The organism is Mycoplana sp. ABR4_002 (assembly GCF_056159645.1).
In genome coordinates this window covers 723,968-743,176 of the sequence record NZ_JBSWVO010000001.1, presented here as the reverse complement: position 1 = coordinate 743,176, position 19,209 = coordinate 723,968, and the positions used below count along the sequence as shown (strand labels likewise).

At 65.1% G+C, this 19,209-nt stretch carries 19 protein-coding genes; 13 read left to right on the top strand and 6 right to left on the bottom strand.

Features of this window, described 5'->3' with window-relative positions:
* Positions 1-135 precede the first annotated feature (135 nt).
* From ACXAGF_RS03585 to ACXAGF_RS03560, 6 genes are all read left to right on the top strand, one after another.
* Positions 136-1,125 carry an ABC transporter substrate-binding protein gene (locus ACXAGF_RS03585; RefSeq protein ID WP_475014536.1) on the top strand — a complete coding sequence of 330 codons (990 nt, stop codon included), beginning with the start codon at positions 136-138 and terminating at the stop codon, positions 1,123-1,125.
* On the top strand, positions 1,126-1,968 hold the full coding sequence (locus tag ACXAGF_RS03580) for an ABC transporter permease (protein ID WP_475014535.1): 843 nt from the start codon (positions 1,126-1,128) through the stop codon (positions 1,966-1,968).
* 1 nt (position 1,969) lies between these two features.
* On the top strand, positions 1,970-2,776 hold the full coding sequence (locus ACXAGF_RS03575; protein WP_475014533.1) for an ABC transporter ATP-binding protein: 807 nt from the start codon (positions 1,970-1,972) through the stop codon (positions 2,774-2,776).
* Positions 2,777-2,782: 6 nt separating this feature from the next.
* Positions 2,783-3,535 carry an ABC transporter permease gene (locus ACXAGF_RS03570; protein WP_475014532.1) on the top strand — a complete coding sequence of 251 codons (753 nt, stop codon included), beginning with the start codon at positions 2,783-2,785 and terminating at the stop codon, positions 3,533-3,535.
* Positions 3,535-4,245: a fumarylacetoacetate hydrolase family protein gene (locus tag ACXAGF_RS03565; RefSeq protein ID WP_475014530.1), complete on the top strand. Its 711-nt coding sequence runs from the start codon at positions 3,535-3,537 to the stop codon at positions 4,243-4,245. The genes ACXAGF_RS03570 and ACXAGF_RS03565 overlap by 1 nt, the downstream gene beginning before the upstream one ends.
* Before the next feature lie 61 nt (positions 4,246-4,306).
* The gene (locus ACXAGF_RS03560; RefSeq protein ID WP_475014528.1) at positions 4,307-5,128 is read left to right on the top strand and encodes a sulfite exporter TauE/SafE family protein; all 822 of its coding nucleotides are present in this window, start codon (positions 4,307-4,309) and stop codon (positions 5,126-5,128) included.
* A gap of 84 nt (positions 5,129-5,212) precedes the next feature.
* On the opposite strand, the gene uxuA is transcribed toward ACXAGF_RS03560, so the two are convergent.
* Positions 5,213-6,430, bottom strand: coding sequence for a mannonate dehydratase (gene uxuA, locus ACXAGF_RS03555; RefSeq protein ID WP_475014527.1), 1,218 nt, complete (start codon positions 6,428-6,430; stop codon positions 5,213-5,215).
* Between the two features lie 105 nt (positions 6,431-6,535).
* On the opposite strand from uxuA, the gene ACXAGF_RS03550 reads away from it, so the two are divergent.
* The 6 genes from ACXAGF_RS03550 to ACXAGF_RS03525 are packed head-to-tail and all read left to right on the top strand — an operon-like array spanning position 6,536 to position 12,353.
* Positions 6,536-7,240, top strand: coding sequence for a GntR family transcriptional regulator (locus ACXAGF_RS03550; RefSeq protein ID WP_475014526.1), 705 nt, complete (start codon positions 6,536-6,538; stop codon positions 7,238-7,240).
* The gene (locus tag ACXAGF_RS03545; RefSeq protein ID WP_475014524.1) at positions 7,237-8,505 is read left to right on the top strand and encodes an AGE family epimerase/isomerase; all 1,269 of its coding nucleotides are present in this window, start codon (positions 7,237-7,239) and stop codon (positions 8,503-8,505) included. Before ACXAGF_RS03550 ends, ACXAGF_RS03545 begins: the two co-directional genes overlap by 4 nt.
* A complete protein-coding gene (locus ACXAGF_RS03540; protein ID WP_475014523.1) occupies positions 8,484-9,464 on the top strand; it encodes a C4-dicarboxylate TRAP transporter substrate-binding protein in 981 nt (326 codons plus the stop codon). Before ACXAGF_RS03545 ends, ACXAGF_RS03540 begins: the two co-directional genes overlap by 22 nt.
* Before the next feature lie 52 nt (positions 9,465-9,516).
* Complete coding sequence (locus tag ACXAGF_RS03535; RefSeq protein ID WP_475014522.1) at positions 9,517-10,008, top strand: TRAP transporter small permease; 492 nt, start codon at positions 9,517-9,519, stop codon at positions 10,006-10,008.
* Positions 10,005-11,294, top strand: a complete 1,290-nt coding sequence (locus ACXAGF_RS03530) for a TRAP transporter large permease (protein WP_475014521.1) — start codon at positions 10,005-10,007, stop codon at positions 11,292-11,294. The genes ACXAGF_RS03535 and ACXAGF_RS03530 overlap by 4 nt, the downstream gene beginning before the upstream one ends.
* A gap of 18 nt (positions 11,295-11,312) precedes the next feature.
* Positions 11,313-12,353 carry a LysR family transcriptional regulator gene (locus ACXAGF_RS03525; RefSeq protein ID WP_475014519.1) on the top strand — a complete coding sequence of 347 codons (1,041 nt, stop codon included), beginning with the start codon at positions 11,313-11,315 and terminating at the stop codon, positions 12,351-12,353.
* Between the two features lie 34 nt (positions 12,354-12,387).
* Here ACXAGF_RS03525 and ACXAGF_RS03520 read toward each other — a convergent pair whose 3' ends face one another.
* The 5 genes from ACXAGF_RS03520 to ACXAGF_RS03500 all read right to left on the bottom strand — a co-directional run bounded on the left by ACXAGF_RS03520 (position 12,388) and on the right by ACXAGF_RS03500 (position 17,026).
* The gene (locus ACXAGF_RS03520; protein ID WP_475014517.1) at positions 12,388-13,632 is read right to left on the bottom strand and encodes a Zn-dependent hydrolase; all 1,245 of its coding nucleotides are present in this window, start codon (positions 13,630-13,632) and stop codon (positions 12,388-12,390) included.
* 34 nt (positions 13,633-13,666) lie between these two features.
* Positions 13,667-14,947, bottom strand: coding sequence for a TRAP transporter large permease (locus ACXAGF_RS03515; RefSeq protein ID WP_475014516.1), 1,281 nt, complete (start codon positions 14,945-14,947; stop codon positions 13,667-13,669).
* Positions 14,944-15,420: a TRAP transporter small permease gene (locus ACXAGF_RS03510; protein ID WP_475014515.1), complete on the bottom strand. Its 477-nt coding sequence runs from the start codon at positions 15,418-15,420 to the stop codon at positions 14,944-14,946. The genes ACXAGF_RS03515 and ACXAGF_RS03510 overlap by 4 nt, the downstream gene beginning before the upstream one ends.
* Positions 15,421-15,500: 80 nt before the next feature.
* Complete coding sequence (locus ACXAGF_RS03505) at positions 15,501-16,499, bottom strand: TRAP transporter substrate-binding protein (RefSeq protein WP_475014514.1); 999 nt, start codon at positions 16,497-16,499, stop codon at positions 15,501-15,503.
* 134 nt (positions 16,500-16,633) lie between these two features.
* Positions 16,634-17,026, bottom strand: a complete 393-nt coding sequence (locus ACXAGF_RS03500; RefSeq protein WP_475014513.1) for a RidA family protein — start codon at positions 17,024-17,026, stop codon at positions 16,634-16,636.
* 298 nt (positions 17,027-17,324) lie between these two features.
* Between ACXAGF_RS03500 and ACXAGF_RS03495 the strand changes: the two genes are divergently transcribed.
* Positions 17,325-19,091, top strand: coding sequence for a cation:proton antiporter (locus ACXAGF_RS03495; RefSeq protein WP_475014511.1), 1,767 nt, complete (start codon positions 17,325-17,327; stop codon positions 19,089-19,091).
* Positions 19,092-19,209 lie beyond the last annotated feature (118 nt).

Genomic DNA, 19,209 nt, shown 5'->3' with positions numbered 1-19,209 from the left:
ATATTATGAGGCACAGGTCGAATCCTCGCCCACTCTTGCCGTCGGTCATTGCAAATTTTTGATTGACTCAATTTCGTTTTAATGAAGAATTGGTTCTTGATTGGGTCGAGGAAGATCCAGTTTTGGGAGGAAGAAATGAACGCATTCCTGAGACGAATAAGGACGTCGGCCCTCGCCGCCGCCATCTGCATACCCGCCGCCATTCCCAGCCTGGCCCTGGCAGAGCCGATGCGCATCGCATTCGGCGACATCGCCACCGTCGAGTCGCTCCACCTTCTCGCCGCCCTCGAGCGGGCCAAGGAAAAGGGCGTCGACGTGCAGGTCACGTTCCTGAAGAGCGAAGACATTGCGGCCCAGGCCGTCGTCAGCGGCCAGGCCGACATCGGCATCGGCGGTCCGTACGCCCTGCTTCAGAAGGTGAAGGCGCCGATCCGCATCTTCCTGCAACTGTCGAAGCTGCAGTTCTACCCCGTGGTCAACAGCGAGTACTACAAGGAGTGGAAGGATCTCGACGGCCAGGAAATCGCCGTGCACTCGCGCGGGTCGGGAACCGAGGCCATCATGAAGCTGATGGCCGACAAGGCCGGCATCACCTATTCCAACATTTCCTATGTTCCGGGCGCCGAGGTGCGCACCGGCGCGCTGCTGCAGGGCAACGTCAAGGCGACCATCGTCGATTCCTCCGGCAAGCGTGTGCTGGAGAAGGAAGCGCCCGGCAAGTTCGCCTTCCTGCCGCTTGGCGAGGTGAGCGCGACGGACGAGGCCCTGTTCGCCAATACCGACTATCTGTCGAACAACCAGAAGGACGTCGAAATCCTGGTCGAGAGCATCCTCACCACCTGGCGCGAGGTCGCGGCGGACCCGAAGGCGGCAATCGCGTTGCGGGAAAAGTACGAACTGCTGCCCGATGCGACGCCGGAGATGATCGCCGACATCGACCCTTATTTCGCGGATGCCGCCGGCAACCTGCCGCTCAACGGCGGCGGTGCGGCTGCCGCGAAGGACGACTTCGACTTCTACACGATCTCCGGCGCGCTGGAAGGCAAGGCCGCCGATCTCAAGGTCGAGGACTTCTGGGATCTCACCGCCCTCGACGCCGTACTTGCCAAAATCGGTACAAAGTAGATGCACATGACCGCTTCACCGCAGAAGGTGGGCGCGACGGGAGGGGCCGGCACCGGCTCCTCCGGCATCGTCGAAGCGCTCGCCGAATTCGCCCGACGCCGGAAATCATTCTGGGTCGCCGTTTCACTCGCGACGCTGTTCACCGCCTGGGAAATCGCCGGGCGCGTTCCGATCAGCTTCGCCTTCCCGACATTCTTCGAGACGGTCTCGGCCCTGGTCGAGATGGCGCTCGACGGCACGCTGCTGCCGGCCTACGCCATCACCTTCCAGCCGCTGCTGCTCGGTATTGCCGTATCGGCGCTTCTCGGGCTTGGGCTCGGCATCGTCATGGGCCTGTCCGACAAGGCGGAATGGCTGCTCGCCCCGGTGTTCATCGTCCTGCAGGCCGCACCGATGGCGGCACTGGTGCCGCTCGTCACCTTCGTCTACGGAATCGGCCTTGTGGCCAAGACGCTGGCCGTCATCATGCTGGCGCTGCCGGTGATCGTGCTGAACTCCTACAAGGCGGTCCGGCACGTCAACCCCTCGCTCGTCGACATGTGCCGCTCCTTCCAGGGCAGCCGCGCGCAGCAGATCTTCAAGATCGTCATCCCCGACGCGACGCCGGTCCTCTTCGCCGGTCTGCGCCTCGGCATCGCCGCGGGCTTCATCGGCGTCATGCTCGCCGAACTGCTGATCACCCCCACCGGAATCGGCGATCTCATTACCTATCACCGCTCGGTCGCAAACTACGCGCACATGTATGCCGCCGTCGCATCCATCATTGCCGTGTCGACGCTGACACTCGCCGCCCTGCAATACGTCGAGCTGCGCTTCCTGCGTCCCGAAAAAAGGAGAAAGTGACATGGCCACGCCCCTGCCGGCCCCGGCAACCGACCATCCCGCACCGGCCACATCCGACGCCATCGTCGAAGTGCGTGACATCTGCAAGCGCTATTCGGACCTCGAGGCGCTTCGCAACATCAATCTCGACTTCGAGCGCGGCAAACTGACGACCCTGCTCGGACCCTCGGGCTGCGGCAAGACCACGCTGCTGAAGATCATCGCAGGCCTCGTGCCCGCGACATCCGGGCAGATCCGCATCAACGGCAGGGTCGTGACCGGCCCCGGCCCGGAGCGCGCCTTCGTCTTCCAGGACTTTGCGCTGATGCCCTGGGCGACGGTGCTGCGCAACGTCGCCTTCGGCCTCGAGCTCAAGGGCGTCTCCCAGGCCGAGCGGCACCGCATTGCCAGGCACTATATCGCCGAGGTCGGTCTCGCCGGCTTTGAAGAGAAATACCCGCACGAACTGTCTGGCGGCATGCGTCAGCGGGTGGGCATCGCCCGGGCGTTCTCGGTGAACGCCGACGTGCTCCTGCTCGACGAGCCGTTTTCCGCGGTCGACGAGCAGAACCGCCGCAAATTCCAGGAAGACCTCCTGCAGCTGGTGGAAAAGGAACGCAAGACCTTCCTGTTCGTCACCCACTCCATCGAAGAGGCGGTCTATGTCTCAGACCGCATCGTCCTGCTGTCGCCGCGTCCGGGTCGCATCTCCCAGATCATCGAACCCAACATCGACCGCTCCGTCGCTCCGGATGTCATCCGTCGCGACAAGGGCTACCTCGATGTGGTCGAGGAGATCTGGCAGGGCCTCCGGCAGTATGCGGAGTGAGGCGCTATGAAACTCTTTGGCATCAAGATCCCGATGATGGCCTCCCTGCTCTTCTGGGCGCTCGTCTGGGAAATCGTCGGCAGGACGGACGTGATCTTCCTGATCCCGCCAATGAGCGCGATCGTCTCGGCCGGCGCGGAACTGGTGGCGACCAATTCCTGGCAGAGCGCCTCGCTGGTGACGATCCGGTCCTTCGTGCTCGGCATGGCGCTGGCAATCGGCATCGGCGTGCCGCTCGGCATCGCCATGGGGCGCTTCAAGGTGGTCGACAACATCTTCGGCCTCTGGGTGAACATCTTCGTCAGCGCGCCGCTTTCCGCCCTCGTGCCAATTCTGATGATCCTGTTCGGGCTCGGCGAGACGACGGTGTTCGTGACCGTGTTCCTGTTCGCGGTCTGGATCATCGTGCTCGATGCGCGAGCCGGCGTCATGCAGGTCCCGACCTCGCTGATCGAGATGGGCCGAAGCTACGGCGCCTCGCGCTTTGCGATCTTCACCAAGATCATCCTGCTCTCCGCCCTTCCGGAGATCCTCGCGGGCATCCGTATCGGGCTTATCCGCGGCGTGAAGGGCGTGGTCATCGGCCAGATCCTGGTGTCCATCATCGGCTACGGAGAACTTTTCGAGCTCTATTCCCGCAGCTTCGACATGGAGCGGTTCTGGGCTCTGACAATCATCCTCTTCGCGGTGGCGATGCTGCTGTCCGCGACGGTGGAACTCTTTGAAAAACGTATCGAATACTACGCTGGAGCGCGATAATGAACGACATGACCTCCCTCAATGCCGCCTATGTGTTCAAGCCGGCCCCCGTCCCGACCCTGCCGGTCGTCGGCAGCCAGGCGGCCTTTCCGGTGCACCGCATCTATTGCGTGGGGCGCAATTTCGCCGATCACGCCATCGAGATGGGACACGACCCGAACAAGGAGCCGCCGTTCTTCTTCCAGAAGAACCCCGATACCCTCGTCCTGCCGGGCATTGATTTCCCCTATCCGTCCGAGACCAAGGACGTCCATCACGAGGTCGAACTGGTCGTGGCGCTGAAGAGCGGCGGCGACAACATCCCGCTCGAACAGGCCCTCGACTGCGTCTACGGCTACGCCGTCGGGCTCGACATGACCCGTCGCGACCTGCAGGGCGAGGCCAAGAAACTCGGCCGCCCCTGGGAGACCGGCAAGGCCTTCGAAAACTCCGCCCCCTGCGGCCCGCTGCACCCCGTCGCAACGGTCGGCCATCCGAGCGAAGGGGCGATCTGGCTGAAGGTCAACGGTGAGGTTCGCCAGAGCGGCGACCTCAACCAGATGATCTGGAAGGTGCCGGAAATGATCTCCTACCTGTCGCGCCTCTTCACCCTGAAGGCGGGCGACCTGATCTTCGCGGGCACCCCTGCCGGCGTCGGCGCGATCGTCAAGGGCGACGTGATGGTCGCCCATGTCGACGGCGTCGACGAGGTGGCCTTCAAGGTCGCCTGATCCACGAGGGCGCGCTGCGGCGCGCCCTATCTTTCCTGCCTTCTCTGATCGGAATACGACGATGCCGGTTTCATTGACCGTTATGACGACCTTTGCCCTCGTGCTCGGCCTCGTGGGCTGCGTGTCCGGCTTCCTGGCGGGCCTGCTTGGCGTCGGCGGCGGGATCGTCGTCGTGCCGGTGCTCTACCATGTGCTGGCCTTCTTCGACGTCGATCCGTCCCTCCGGGCCCATATCGCCGTCGGCACCTCGCTCGCAACGATCATTCCCACGTCATTTCAGTCCATCCGGGCCCACAACGCCAAGGGCGCCGTCGACCGCGACCTGCTGCGGCTGTGGGCGCCGTTCGTCGCGCTCGGCGTGGTGATCGGCGTCTTCGTCGCCGCCTATGCATCGGGTGAGGTGCTGACGGCGATCTTCGGTTTTGTCGCTGCGCTCGTCGCGGCCTACATGCTCTTCACCCGCGAGGGATGGCATCCGGTCAAGGCGTTGCCGGCCAAGCCGGGACAGGCGGCGATGGCAAGCGCCATCGGCACGATCTCGACCCTCATGGGCATCGGCGGCGGCACGCTGACGGTTCCAACCCTCAGCATCTGCAGCTATCCCGTCCGCCGCGCGGTCGGCACCGCCTCGGTGATCGGACTGATCATCGCGCTTCCCGGCGCGCTCGGCTACGTTCTCAACGGCTGGGGCAAGGAAGGGCTGCCGATCTATTCGCTCGGCTACGTCAACCTCGCGGGCATGGTCGCGATCGTCCTGACCAGCATGTGGTTTGCGCCGCTCGGCGCGCGCACGGCGCATACGATCGAACCCGGAACTCTGCGCAAGCTGTTCGGCCTCTTCCTGGCGATCACCTCGGCCAAGATGATCGCGGACCTGTTCTGATCCACACCCGCAGCCGGCCCGTCGCACCCTCCAGAGCCGCGCCGCGCGCCGATGGCAAGAAGCACCATCAGCGCAGGCGAAAGGCTATTGCCGCAGGCCTTCAACCGGGTGAGCGAGCGCTGTCATGATGCCGCGTAGTTCGGCCAGTCCCTTCAGGCGACCGATCGAGGGATAGCCCGGCTGGGCCTGGCGCCGGAGATCGTCAAGAATGTCCTGGCCATGATCGGGACGCATCGGGATCGACGCATCCGCCCGCCCGGCCGCCCGCCGTTTGCGCTCCTGACGCAGGACCGCGGCGATGAGAGCGACCATGTCGGTCTCGCCGCCCAGGTGCTCCGCCTCGTAGAAGCTGCCCATGACGGCGTCGCTTTCCCGCCTGACATTGCGCAGGTGCAGGAAATGCACACGCTCGCCGAGCCGGTCCATCATGCCCGGCAGGTCGTTGTCCGGCCGTGCGCCGAGCGATCCGGAACAGAGCGTAATGCCGTTGGCCGGCAGGTCGACGGCCTCCATCACGGCGCGGTAGTCCGCCTCCGTCGACATGACCCGCGGCAGGCCCAGCAGGGCGAACGGCGGGTCGTCCGGGTGGCAGCACATCCGCATGCCGAGATCCTGCGCGAACGGCACCACCTCGCTCAGGAAGTCGATCAGGTGGGCCCGCAGGGACTGGCGGGAAATGCTGGCATATTCGGCGAGATGACGGCGCACGTCGTCCAGCGAAAAGTTCTCGGCCGCCCCCGGCAGGCCGAACACGACGTTCCGGGCAAGGGCGGCACGGCGGGCCTCCGACATTTCTGCGGTTCGGCGCTCGGCTTCGCCGACCACATCCTCGGGGAAGTCTTCGGCCGCGCCCGGGCGGGCGAGGATGTGGATATCGAAGGCGGCAAAGTCGATCAGGTCGAAGCGCATGCAGGTCGCGCCGTTGGCGAGCCGATAGGCAAGATCAGTACGCGTCCAGTCGAGGACGGGCATGAAGTTGTAGCAGACCACCTCGATGCCGGCCTGCCGCAGGTTGGCCAGCGACTGCTTGTAGGCGGCGACATGGGCCTTCCAGTCCCCCGTCTGCTTCTTGATATCTTCCGACACCGGCAGGCTTTCCACGACCTCCCATTGCAGCCCGGACGGTGTTCCGTCGCTCATGCGCCCGATCTCCGCCTGGCGGCGGGCGATCTCATCCGCGCTCCAGACAGCGCCGGTGCGGAGGTGATGGAGGGCGGAGACGACGCCCTCCACGCCCGCCTGCATCATGTCATCGATTGAAACCAGGTCTTTCGGCCCGAACCAGCGCCACGTCTGCCGCACGCCTTCCTCCCTACGTCTATTTCACTGGTCAACTCGATAGCACGCAGGAGTTATGTTGACTAGTATGGAAGTATGGAGCTATACCAGTCGCCGGGAGGAAACGACATGATGGCGACCTTGCCGTTGCAGGGACTGGAGCTGAATACGGCCGTCGGGCCGCAGTTGCACCGGCTTCTGCGCGAACGCATCATCCGCGGCGAACTGCCGCCGGGGACCCGGGTTTCGGAAACCGAATTTGCCGCCGCCTACCAGGTTTCGCGCCAGCCGGTGCGGGAGGCCTTCATCAAGCTGGCGGAGGAAAACCTGGTGATGGTCCGGCCGCAGCGCGGGACCTTCGTCACCCGGATCTCGGTTCCCGCCGTCATGACCGCCCGGTTCATTCGCGAGGCCGTGGAGGCGGACATCGTACGTCGGGTCGCCGAGACGGCCGACGCCGCAACGCTCGCCGCCCTTGATGCGCAGATCGCGGACCAGCGTGCCGTCAGCGAGAGCGCCGAGCCTTCGGTGTTCATGCGGCTCGACGAGGAATTCCACCGCATGCTTGCCGAGTTCGCCGGCGAGCATGCGGCCTGGGACTATCTGGAAGGCCTGAAGACCCAGATGAACCGCGTCCGGCACATCAGCGCCCGGCAGTTCGCACTCGACAAGCTAGTCACCCAGCACTCCGCCGTCGTCGAAGCGATCCGCACGGGCGACGCGGCAGGGGCGGAACGCGGAATGCGCCTGCATCTTCGCGAGATCATCCTCGACCTTCCCGACATCGTCACAGCCATGCCGGACTACTTCCAGAACGCGGAGGCGGTCCGATGACCGGTGGACCGGAAGCTGTCGCAACGGCCTTGCAACCGCCCGCCGGCGCCGCGGCTGGCGAATGGGTCGACTGGTTCTGGAACCGCTTCCTGCCGGGCTGGCTGGCGCGCGCCAGCGACACCGTCGCCGGCGGCTTCTTCGACACGCTCGACGGCCAGGGCGAGCCTGCCCGCGACGCGCCCAAGACCGTGCTGGCGCAGGCGCGTCTGCTCTTCACCTTCTCGCATCTGGCGCTGCTGTCCGGCGATCCCGTCCACCACACGGCCGCCCGTGCGGCGTACGACTTCCTGCCGCATTTCCGCAAGGCTCCAGGCCTTTACCGCCGCGCCGTCACGCGCGACGGGCGCCCGACCGGCGAAGCCGCCGATGCCGCCGCCCGCAGCTACGACCAGAGCTTCGTCATCCTTGCGCTCGCAACCTATGGACGGCTTGCGCCGCGCGAATGCGACGACCGGGAGCTGGAAGCCTGTTGGAGAGCGATCGAAACCACGCTCACCGACCCCGCGACCGGGCTGCTGCTGGAGGACGACAGCGTCCGCGAGCCGGCTCGCCCGACGGCACCGTTGCGGGCGCAGAACCCGCACATGCATCTCTACGAGGCGGCGCTGCAGGCCTTCGAGATGGGCGGCGACCGGCGCTGGCTGGAGCGGGCGGCCACCGTCCGCCGGACAGCCCTCGCCCATTTCCTCGACCCGCAAAGCGCAACCATCACCGAGTTTCTCCAGCCCGACCTGTCGCTCTTGCCGGGGCGGGAGGGGCTACGGCGAGAGGTCGGCCACCAATGCGAATGGGGCTGGCTACTTGACCGTGAGGCGAACCTCGGCGGCGAGGCGGGCATGCGCAGGATCGCGACACGCCTTTTCGACTTTGCCGACAAGCATGGCTTTGCATCGGCCGGCGCGATGGAGGGCGCCGCCGTCGATGCAGTCGCGGCCGATGCGGCCTGGCGGGAAGAATCGTTTCTGCTGTGGCCGCAGACCGAAGCCATCAAGGCCCATGCCGCGCGCTACCGCGCCGGGGAACGCGCCCTTGCGGCGAGAGCCCGGAGCCTGACCGCCTTGGTCTTTTCCCGCTACTTCGCGGGGCGGGCCGCCTTTGCCAACCAGCTTGACGCGAGCGGCGCGGATCTGTGGCCGGATGCCCTCAGCCGCCTGCTCTACCATCTCGTGCTTGCGCTGACCGAGGGCGCAGGCGCAGGCCTTTGGCCTGGACCCACCCGGCACAACAACGGAGGAGAATACGCATGCTCAATCTCAAGACGATGAGCCTGGCCGCTGCCTTGCTCGCCGCCACCGCCACCGGCGCGATCGCCGAGGTGAAATTTGCCCTCTCGACGTCCCAGAACGCCCAGGATCCGCTGGCGATGGCGATGGAAGAGGCTGCCAAGCGCATCGAGGAGCGCAGCAACGGCGAGATCGACGTGACGGTCTATCCGTCCTCGCAGCTCGGTTCGGACAATGACGTGCTCGAGCAGATCCGCAATGGCGCCGCCGTCGCGGCCCTCGTCGATGCCGGTCGCCTCGCCCCGTTCAAGAAGGAACTCGGCATTCTCGCGGCGCCCTATCTGGTCGACGACTACACCCAATACGCTGCGATCACGGGCTCGCCGATCTACAAGACCTGGGTGGAGGAACTGGCCGCCTCGTCCGGCATCCGCCTTCTGAACTACAACTGGTTCCAGGGAACGCGCCAGATGTTCACCAAGAATGCGGTGACCAAGCCGGCCGATCTCAAGGGCGTGCGCGTCCGTACCATCGATGCGCCCGGTTGGCTGGCGACCGTCAACGCGCTCGGCGCGACCGCGGTGCCGCTGCCATGGTCGGAGGTCTACTCGGCCCTTCAGCTCGGCGCGATCGACGGGGCAGAGGCCCAGCTTACCGGCGCCTACGGCATCAAGCTGCACGAGGTGACGAAGAACCTCGCCTTCACCGGTCACGTCCAGCTGCTGACCGGCATGGCGACTTCGGAAGCCTGGTTCAAGTCCTTGTCGCCCGAACATCAGGCGATCATCGACGAGGAACTGCAGAAGGCCGGCGAGGAAGCCTCGGCCGGCACGGTCGCCAAGATCGACACCGTGCTGAAGGACATGCAGGCCGCCGGCGTCGTCGTCAACGAGATCAAGGTCGCGGACTTCGAAGAACTGGTGCCCGGCGTCTACAAGGAACTCGGCCTGGAGGAGGCCCGGGACGCCCTGAAACCCTTCATCGACGCAGCCACGCCCTGATCGGCGCGGGGGCGCCTTGGGCGCCCCCATCATTGGGCAAAGGGAGGTTGGAATGTGGAAAGTCCTTGACCGGACGGAAGAAGTCGTTGCGGTCGTTCTGCTGGCCGGAACGGTGCTTGCGGTGCTGCTCGGCGCCATCGGCCGGGCGATCGGGTCACCGATTCCCTCGGGCGCCGAGATTGCCCAGCTCCTGCTGATCTGGAGCTGCATGCTCGGTGCCGACCTCATCATGAAACGCGGTGATCACATCCGTATTTCCGCCCTCCCCGATGCCTTGCCGGCGGCCGGCCGGCGGGCACTGAACCTGGTCTGCCTGGTCTGCATGCTGCTTTTCCTTGGCTACGCTGCCTGGCTCGGCTGGCAGCTCGCACTGTCGAACTGGGCCCGCGAGATGGGGGCTTCCGGCCTGTCATACGGCTGGGTGACCCTGGCCTTGCCGGTGGGATGCGTGCTGATGATCCTGTCCCTGCTGCGCCGCACACTGGCCCACGGCCTGCTCTTTTCCATCGAACCTGAATATCACGACCGGGAGCAGCTGCTGTGATTTCCTTTCTCCTGCTTTGCCTTGCCCTTGGCTTCATGGTGATCGGCATGCCCGTCGCGTTCGCAATCGGCGTCGCCAGCATCGTGTACTTCCTCCTGCCCTCCACCTTTATGCCTGACATCACCGCGGTGCAGCGCATCGTCGCCGCGAGCCAGTCCTTTCCGCTGCTGGCCGTTCCGCTCTTCATTCTCGTCGGCCACCTGATGAACGGATCCGGCATCACCCCGCGCATGCTCACGCTCGCCAAGACGCTCGCGGGATGGATGCGCGGCGGCCTGGCCCAGACGAGCCTCCTGCTCTCGGCGCTGATGGGCGGCATCTCGGGCTCGGCCGTGGCCGATGCGGCGATGCAGTCGCGCGTGCTCGGCAGCCCGATGATCAAGGAGGGGTATTCCCCGGGCTTCACCGGCGCCCTGCTCTCCGTCGGCGGGCTGATCACCGCAACGATCCCGCCGAGCCTCGGCCTGATCCTCTACGGCTTTCTCGGCGAGGTCTCGATCGGTCGCCTGTTCATCGCGGGCATCGTACCCGGTGTCTTGCTCACCATCGCCCTGATGGTCGCCACGACCTGGATCGCGCGGCGGCGGGACTACCAGCCGATCACCGAACGGCTGCCGACGTTCCGCGAGGTGGTCGCGGCGGTGCGCGAAAGCTTCTGGGCCATCCTGTTTCCGGTGTGGCTCATCGTCGGCATCCGCTTCGGCATCTTCACGCCCTCGGAGGCCGGCGCCTTCGCCGTCGCCTATGCCGTGGTCGTCGGCGCCTTGATCTATCGCGAACTCAGCTGGAAGGCGATTGTCGAGGCGATGCTGCTCAGCGTGCGCGACATCGGCATGATCATGCTGATCATCCTGTTCTCCGGCGCCTTCGGCTACGTCATCACCTTCGAGCGGGTGCCGCAGACCCTCGCGGAACTGACCCTCGGCCTCTTTTCGAACCAGGCGACGCTCCTGTTCGTCATTTCCGCCTTCCTGCTCGGCTTCGGCATGCTGGTCGAGGCCACCGTCATCGTCATGCTGCTGACGCCGATCCTTGTTCCGGTGGTCGTGGCGGCGGGTATCGACCCCGTCCATTTCGGCCTGATCATGATGACGCTCGTCACCTTCGGCGGCATGACCCCGCCGGTCGGCGTGTCGATGTTCACGGTCTGCGGCATTCTCAGGTGTTCCTACAAGGAGTACACGGTCGAGATGATCCCGCTGGCCGCGGCCGTTCTCGTGGTGGTTGCGGTCATGATCCTCTTTCCGGAGGTCGTCATGTTCCTCCCACGCGCCATGATGGGCTAGTGTTCGTTCGCTCCGCGGATGGCAGGTTGTCTCGAGCCGGCCCAGCGACTGGCGGCCGAGGGCCGGCCAGACCGCGTGGTGATCGACATGGACGGCCGCGCGATTGCGGGCGTTCTCCGTGATCGCTACAGTGCCGCGATGCTGAAAGATCTCAACCTCAATCTCCTGCGGTCATTCTTCATGGTCGCCGAGGAACGCGGCCTGACGCGGGCCGCTGCCCGCCTGAACATGAGCCAGCCGTCCGTCAGCCAGGCGCTGCAACGGCTGGAAGAGCAACTCGGCTGCCAGCTCGTGCTGCGCGGCAGCCGCAGGTTCGAGCTCACGGCGCCGGGCCAGAAGGTGTACGAGGAGTGCAGCGAGATTTTCCAGGCCGTCGAGCGCATCGCCCAGCGCACGCAGGAAAAGGCGATCGGCGAATTCGGCGAGATCCGGATCCAGATCATCTCCAACCTCGAATCGCCGCTCATCAACGAGGCGCTCCGGCTCTATCACCAGCGCTATCCGTCGGTGACGTGGGTGGTCGAAGTGCAGAACAGCCAGGACACGATCAAACGCATCCAGACGGAGAAGGGCGGAATCGGCTTCTGCCTGCTGTCGCGTCCGGTCTTCAGCCTGAGCTGCGAACTGATGTTTCGCGAGGAATTCAGCGTCTATTGCGGTGCCGAGCATCCGTTTTTCGGCCGCAAGGAGGTGGAGAAGCGGGAGTTGCGGCAGGAGTCGTTCGTCTCCTTCACCTGCGCCAGCGAAGGCATGGGCCTCGAGCCCATGGCCGTGCTCAGCCAGAGCCTGGGGCTCGGCGAGCGGATCAGCGGACAAAGCGCCAATCTCGAGGAGGTGCGGCGGATGATCGTGGCGGGTCTCGGCATCGGCATCCTGCCCCTGACCGCGGTGCATGACGAGGTCGCCAACGGCCTGCTCTGGCCCCTGGAGATCAAGGGATACCCGCTCGGCGCCGACGTCTTTCTCGTCACGCACCCGGAAGGCGACTATTGCCGCGCCGAGCGGCACTTCCTCGCCCTCGTTCAGGAGTTGCGGACGCTCTATCCCGACCTGCATTGAGGGCGCCGGCCGGCGCCCTCGGCGGCGAGAAGGGTCAGCGATCGGCGCGGGCGACGACTGCGTGCAAAAGCACGTTGACACCCGGCGCGAGGTCGTCCCGGTCGCAGTTCTCTTCGTTGTTGTGGGTGATGCCGCCCTTGCAGGGCGTAAAGATCATCGCTGTCGGGCAGTGCCGGGCAAGGAAGTAGGCGTCATGTCCGGCCTGGGAGCGGATGTCGCGCCAGTCGTAGCCCATGCGGTCGGCCTCGGCCCGAACGCCGTCGACCATGTCGCGATCGAAGATGTCGCCGCCCCAGAACCATTCGTCCTCGATCACCGCGTTGCAGCCGGCGCGCGCGGCGCTTTCGAAGACGGCGCGGCGCATTTTCTCCCCCATCACCCGTGCCGTCGCAGGGTCGGGATGGCGCACGTCGCAGATCGCCTGGGCCGTGTCGGAGAGGATGCCCGGCTTGTTCGGCCATGCGGCCAGCCGCGCACCGGTCGCCTTGCCGTCACCGACGGCAAAATCCCAGCCGATGTCGTCCACCGCCGTCAGCCATCGCGCGCCGGCGACCAACGCGTTGCGCCGCAGGTCCATCGGCGTCGGTCCGGTATGGGCCGTCCTTCCCTCGAACCGGACGCGCATGCCGTAGCTCGGATAGCCCCCCGTTACGACGCCGACATCGCGACCTTCCAGGTCGAGGATCGGCCCCTGCTCAATATGCAGTTCGTAGTAGGCGTCGATCTCGCCGGCCCGGCAGGGCTTGTTGCCGTTGTAGCCAATGCGCTCGAGTTCGTCGCCGAAGCGGGCGCCGTCGTCGGCAATCAGACCGCGGACCCAATCCGCATCATAGGCCCCGACGAAACAGCCGGAAGCGACCATGGGCGGAGAAAACCGCGCGCCCTCCTCGTTCGTCCAGTCGACGATGACGATCGGCCTGCGCGTGATATGGCCGGCATCGTTCAGCGTGCGCACCACCTCCAGTCCGGCGAGCACGCCGGCAATGCCGTCAAAGCGGCCGCCGTTGATCTGGGTGTCGAGATGGCTTCCGATCAGCACCGGCGGCAGCGACGGATCGCTTCCCTCGCGGCGTGCAAAGATGTTTCCGAGTTCGTCGATTTCGACGCTCAGCCCCGCGTCGCGGCACCAGTTGACGAAGAGGTCGCGCATCTGGCGATCCTCGTCGGTCAACGTAAGCCGGGCAAGGCCGCCCGGCCGTCCCTGACCGATTTCGGCTGAGCTTTCGATCGTCGACCAGAAGCGATCGAGATCGACATGGGTGTTCGGTGCGAACGACATGGTTCACCTCAGATTGCGGGATTGGAGAAAGCGCTCACAGACCGAGCGACATCACGGTCATCAGGCCCGGGAAGAGCACGAGCAACAGCATGACGAGAGTCATGACGCCGATGAACGGCAGCAGGTAGCGGAAGGAGGCCGACATCGGTATGCCGCCGGTTCGGCAGGCTGCCAACAGGTCGATACCGAGCGGCGGCGTGTTCGCGCCGATCGCAAGGTTGATGGTCAGCAGCACGCCAAAATAAACCGGATCGATCTCGAAGGCCCTGAGGACCGGCAGAAACACCGGCGCCAGAATGAGAATGATGGCGATCGACTCCATGAAGGTGCCGAGCACGAGAACGGCCAGCATCATCATCGCGAGCGCGACCGTGGCGTTTTCCGTCGCACCGGTGATGGCATTGACGACGAGTTGCGGCACCTGCTCGACCGTCAGGATCCAGCCGAACACCGAAGCCGCCGCGATAACGATCAGGATCGATCCGGTCATTTCCGTGGTATCGCGCAGCAGCGCGAAGACCTTGGCGAGCGGAAGGCGTCGATAGACGAGCGTCCCGACCAGCAGCGCATAGGCAACGCCGATGCCCGCCGCCTCCGTCGGCGTAAAGACGCCGAACCGGATGCCGCCGACGATGATGATCGGCGCCAGAAGAGCGAGTACGGATTCGCGAAGAGCGCCCCCCAGCCGGCGCCAGCTGAAGGGCTCGCCGCCTTTCCAGCCGTGCTTGCGCGAGATCCACCATGCCACGAGCATCAGACCGAGGCCGAGCAGGATGCCGGGACCGATGGAATGGACGAACAGCTGGCCGATCGACGTTCCGGTCGCCGTTCCGTAGACGATCAGCACGATGGAGGGCGGAATGACCGTGCCGAGCGATCCGGCACAACCGAGGCCGGCAGCGGAGAAGCCGGGGTCGTAGCCGCGCTCCTTCATCGCCGGCAGCAGCATCGAGCCGATCGCAACCACGTCGGCAACGCCCGAGCCGGAGAGCGACCCGAACATCATGCACGCCGCGATCATCACGATGGCGAGGCCGCCGGTGCGCTGCCCGACGATGGCCGCGCAGAGATTGACGATCCGCGGCGCGAGACCGCCATGGACCATGAGCAGGCCGGCCAACAGGAAGAGCGGAATCGCGAGCAACGTGAAGCTGTCGATGCCTGCGACCATACGCTGCGCAACCACCATCACCGGCAACGCGTCGCCGACCAGAAGATAGGCGACCGAGGACAGTGCAAGGGCTATGACGATCGGCGCATCGATCAGGAGCAGCAGCACGAAGACGGCGAAGAGGACGAGAAGCGCCAGGCTCATTTGCGCAATTCCATGGCCAGGAGGGCGACGAAGGCGAGGCCGGCGGTCACCGGCAGGGCGAGATAGACGAGGCCGGCGGGCCAGCTCATCACCGTCGTCTGGTGCGACCACGTCAGCGCCGTGATCTGCCAACCGGCCCAGAAGACGACGGCCAGGAACAGGAAGGCGGCGAGCCGTGCGACAAGATCGAGCAGCTTTCGGAAGGCTCCGGGGGCGACGAACAGGTCCGTCAGGCCGGCACACAGGTGCGTCCCGCGGACGAAGGCAGAGATCGCGCCGATGAACGTCACCCACACCAGCAGAAGGCGCGGAACCTCCTCCGACCAGCGAGGCGTGAAGGCAAAGGCGTAGCGGCAGATGACGACGTAGACGATGATGGCGGCAAAGGCGGCAATGGCTACGCCGCCGACAGCGCCGGCCGCGCGGTCAATTGCCGCGGCAATCCGCGAGGGCGGCAGCGGAGCGTCTTGCATGGAAACCTCCCAGACAGGATGGGCACGGGGCCGCTTGCGCGACAGGTCCTGCCCGCGGAACGCGGGCAGGACCTATCGGATTACTTGCGGTAGCCGTCCATGATGGCGAGCAGTTCGGGACCGAAGACGTCCTTTTCGCTTTCCCAGATCGGCATCAGTGCCTCGACGAACGCGGCCTTGTCGACCTCGTTGAATTGCATGCCCTTCGACTTCAAGCCTTCGATCAGTGCTGCCTCGTTCTCGGCAACCATCTGCCGCTGGGCCTCGCCCCACTTGACGGCCGCGTCTCTTACGACGGCCTGGTCCTCGGGAGAGACCTGCGCCCAGGTCATGCTCGACACAGTCAGGCAGGCTGCGCCCCAGATATGCCCGGTCATCGAGACGTATTTCTGCACCTCGTAGAACGAGGCGGAGTCGATGATCGACAGCGGGTTCTCCTGCGCATCGAACACACCCTGCTGGAGAGCCGAATAGAGTTCGCCGAAGGAGAGCGGCGCCGGCTGAGCGCCGAGCAGCTCGAACGTGGCAAGGCGAACCTTGTCCGGCGTCACGCGGATCTTGATTCCGGCAAGATCGGCCGGCGTCGTGATCGGAAGCTTGTTGTTGGTGATGTTGCGGAAGCCGTTCTCCCACCAGGCGAGCACCTCGATGCCCTTCGGCCGCAACAGGTCGGCGAGCGTCGTGCCGAGTTCACCGTCGAGCGCGGCAAAGGCCTGCTCGCGGCTGGTCCAGGCGTAGGGCATTTCGATGATGCCAAACTTCGGCTCGACGAACTGGAAGGAGCCGCTGCCGATGAGGCCACCCTGGATGGTGCCGATCTGCATGCCCTCGATCACTTCCTTTTCCGTGCCAAGCTGGCCGGAGGGGAATACCTCGATCTTGACACGGCCTTCCGTCTTCTCGGCGACCTCCCTTGCGAACTCGCTCGATGCCTTGTGCCAGCTGTGGGTGTCGGCGAGCACATGGCCGAGGCGGATCGTCGTCTCGGCCATGGCGCCGGAATGAGCGGAAAGACCGATGATGCCGGCCACCACCGTGGCGGCCAGCTGGCGGGAGAATTGCGAAATGCCCAGTTTCATAGCACCCTCGTTTGTTGCGCTTGTTCTGGGCACATTAGGCAATCAGGAACGCCAGCAGGCAAATAGCCGGCTCCAATGGCAAGCATTGTATCCGCCTATGTCACAAATGACGATCCTGACTGCCGTTGGCGGTGCTAGCCGAGCGTGGCGATGCACTCGATCTCGATGTCGAAGTGGGCCCAGGGCTTGATCGCGACGCAACTGCGCGCCGGGAAATTGGCGGGAAAGTACTCCCGGTATACGGCGTTCATGTCTTCAGCGAACGCGTTGTCGGTAATGAAGACGAGCGATTTGAAGACGTTACCGAGCCCTGAGCCGGCGTGACGCAGAGCAAAGTCCAAGGCCTCCAGCGACGCCCGCGTCTGGACCCCGATGTCGCCCTTCACGATCTCGCCGGTCTTCAGGTCGATCGGCGGCATCCCGCAGGTGTAGAGCAGTTCTCCCACTCGCGTCAGTGCGGAGGTCGGCGCGCCCAGCCGCCGGATTGCTTCGGAAATTACAGGAATTTCAATTACTTCATGCGCCATTCTGTGCAGCCTCTTGTTCGTTGCGGCGATAGGACCAGCCGAATGAGGCTCTTATAGTGCCTGCACGGGCAAGGCGAAACGGCCGTAGGTCTACCGGTAGCCGCCTGGCCAGACGCTTCGCCGCCGGTCTTCTCGCCCGCCGGGCAATCATCGCTGGACTTTATGGCGCATATTCCGGATGAAAGGTCGGTCCGAAGCTATCGCCAAGATCAAGGCAGGCGGCCGTTCGCGCGGACGCGGCGTCAGGCAGGACAACACTGAAACGTCGTGGAGGCGGGATGGAGTCGATGCCTTTCAGTTGTCGACGGTAGGCGTGCTGGGCATCGGTGCGCAATGGATCGCCTGGCGCACGCAGATACCCGCGATCGTGCTTTTGCTCTTTGCCGGGCTCGTGGCCGGCCCCCTGACCGGGATTCTCGACCCCGAGGCGCTGTTCGGCGACCTGCTCCGGCCGCTTATCGGGCTTTCCGTCGCCATCATCCTGTTCGAAGGCGGCCTGACGCTCAATTTCGCGGAACTGAAAGGCACCTCCGTCGCCGTGAGACGCCTCGTTCTGCTCGGCGCGCCCGTCACCTGGGGCGTCACGTACCTGGCGGCGCACTATGTCGCCGGCCTGCAAGTGGCGACGGCGGCGATCTTCTCCGGCATTCTGGTGGTCACCGGCCCGACGGTCATCATGCCGCTGCTGCGCCAGGCCCGGCTGCCGTCGCGGGTTTCGTCGCTGCTGCGCTGGGAGGCGATCCTGGCCGATCCGCTGGGTGCGCTGTTTGCCGTCATGGCCTTCGAAACCGTGCTCATCACGCACGGCCATCACGGAAGCCCGGGCCAGACGATCCTGCGGGTGGCGCTGGCGATCGTGCTGGCCTTTGCGGTCGGCATTGGTCTCGGACGCGTCCTGATCGGTCTGTTCACCAAGGGCCTGGTGCCCGAATTCCTGAAGGCGGCCGTCCTCCTCGTGTCGGTCCTGACGGCCTTCGAGCTTTCCAATGCCGTTCTGGAAGAATCCGGGCTGCTGACGGTTACGGTACTTGGCGTCGTCATTGCAAACAGCAACATCGCCTCGTTCAACGAGATCCGCCGTTTCAAGGAAACCATGACGGTTCTGCTCGTATCGGGCGTGTTCGTGCTTCTGACGTCCACGATCAGCGTCGCTGACCTGCAGAGCATCGGCCTTCGCGACCTGGTGTTCGGCGCCGTCCTTCTCTTCGTCATTCGCCCCGTCGTGGTGATGCTGCTGACGATCGGCACGCCAATGTCGATCGGGGAGCGACTCCTTTGTGCATGGATCGCGCCGCGTGGTGTCGTTGCCGTCGCCGTGTCGGGCCTGTTCGGCGCCGCGCTGGTCGACATCGGGATTGCCGACGGGAGCAAGATGGTGCCGCTGGCCTTCCTGGTGGTGCTGGCGACGGTCGTCCTCCACGGGTTCTCGCTCAGGCCGCTGGCGGCCTACCTGAACCTGACAAGGACCGAGCCGGACGGAATTCTGATCGTCGGCAGCTCGCCCTGGGCGATCGCCCTTTCCGAGCGCCTCCGGGAAGAAGGCATTCCGATCCTCATCGCAGACCGCAACTGGAGTGAACTGAGGGCCGCGCGCGCGGCCGGATTTGCCACCTATTTCGGCGAGATCCTCAGCGAGGCCGCCGAGCACAACGTCGACTTCGGCAGGTATCCCTACCTGATCGCCGCGACCGGCAACCCCGCCTACAACAGCCTGGTCTGCACCGATTTCGGCCCGGAGATCGGGCGCTCCAATGTCTTTCAGATCGGGCGCGACGAGACCGGGGCAGGCAAGAACTCCCTGCCGTCGACGATTGGCGGACGGCCGCTGACCCCGGCGGACTATCCGCTGCAGGAGCTGCTCGAGCTGCGGCACAAGGGCTGGTCCATACGAAAGACCAAGATCAGCAAGGAGTATGGCCTTGCGGACTTCGCCGGCAGCTTCCCGGCGGACGGTTTTGTGATCCTGAGAAAGAGGCCCAACGGCCGGCTGGCATTCCAGTCGGATTCCGACAAACTGGCCGCCGACGCCGGGGATGTGCTCTTCTCGTTCTCGCCGCCGACCTAGCGACAGGGAACCGCGTTGGCCCATGCGCCTGCAACGCCGTTACCGTTGCCGCCGTCGGCGGCGCTTCTTGGCCTTTGCCGCGCTCCGAGGCGGTCTTCTTCTGCGGAATGCGGATCGA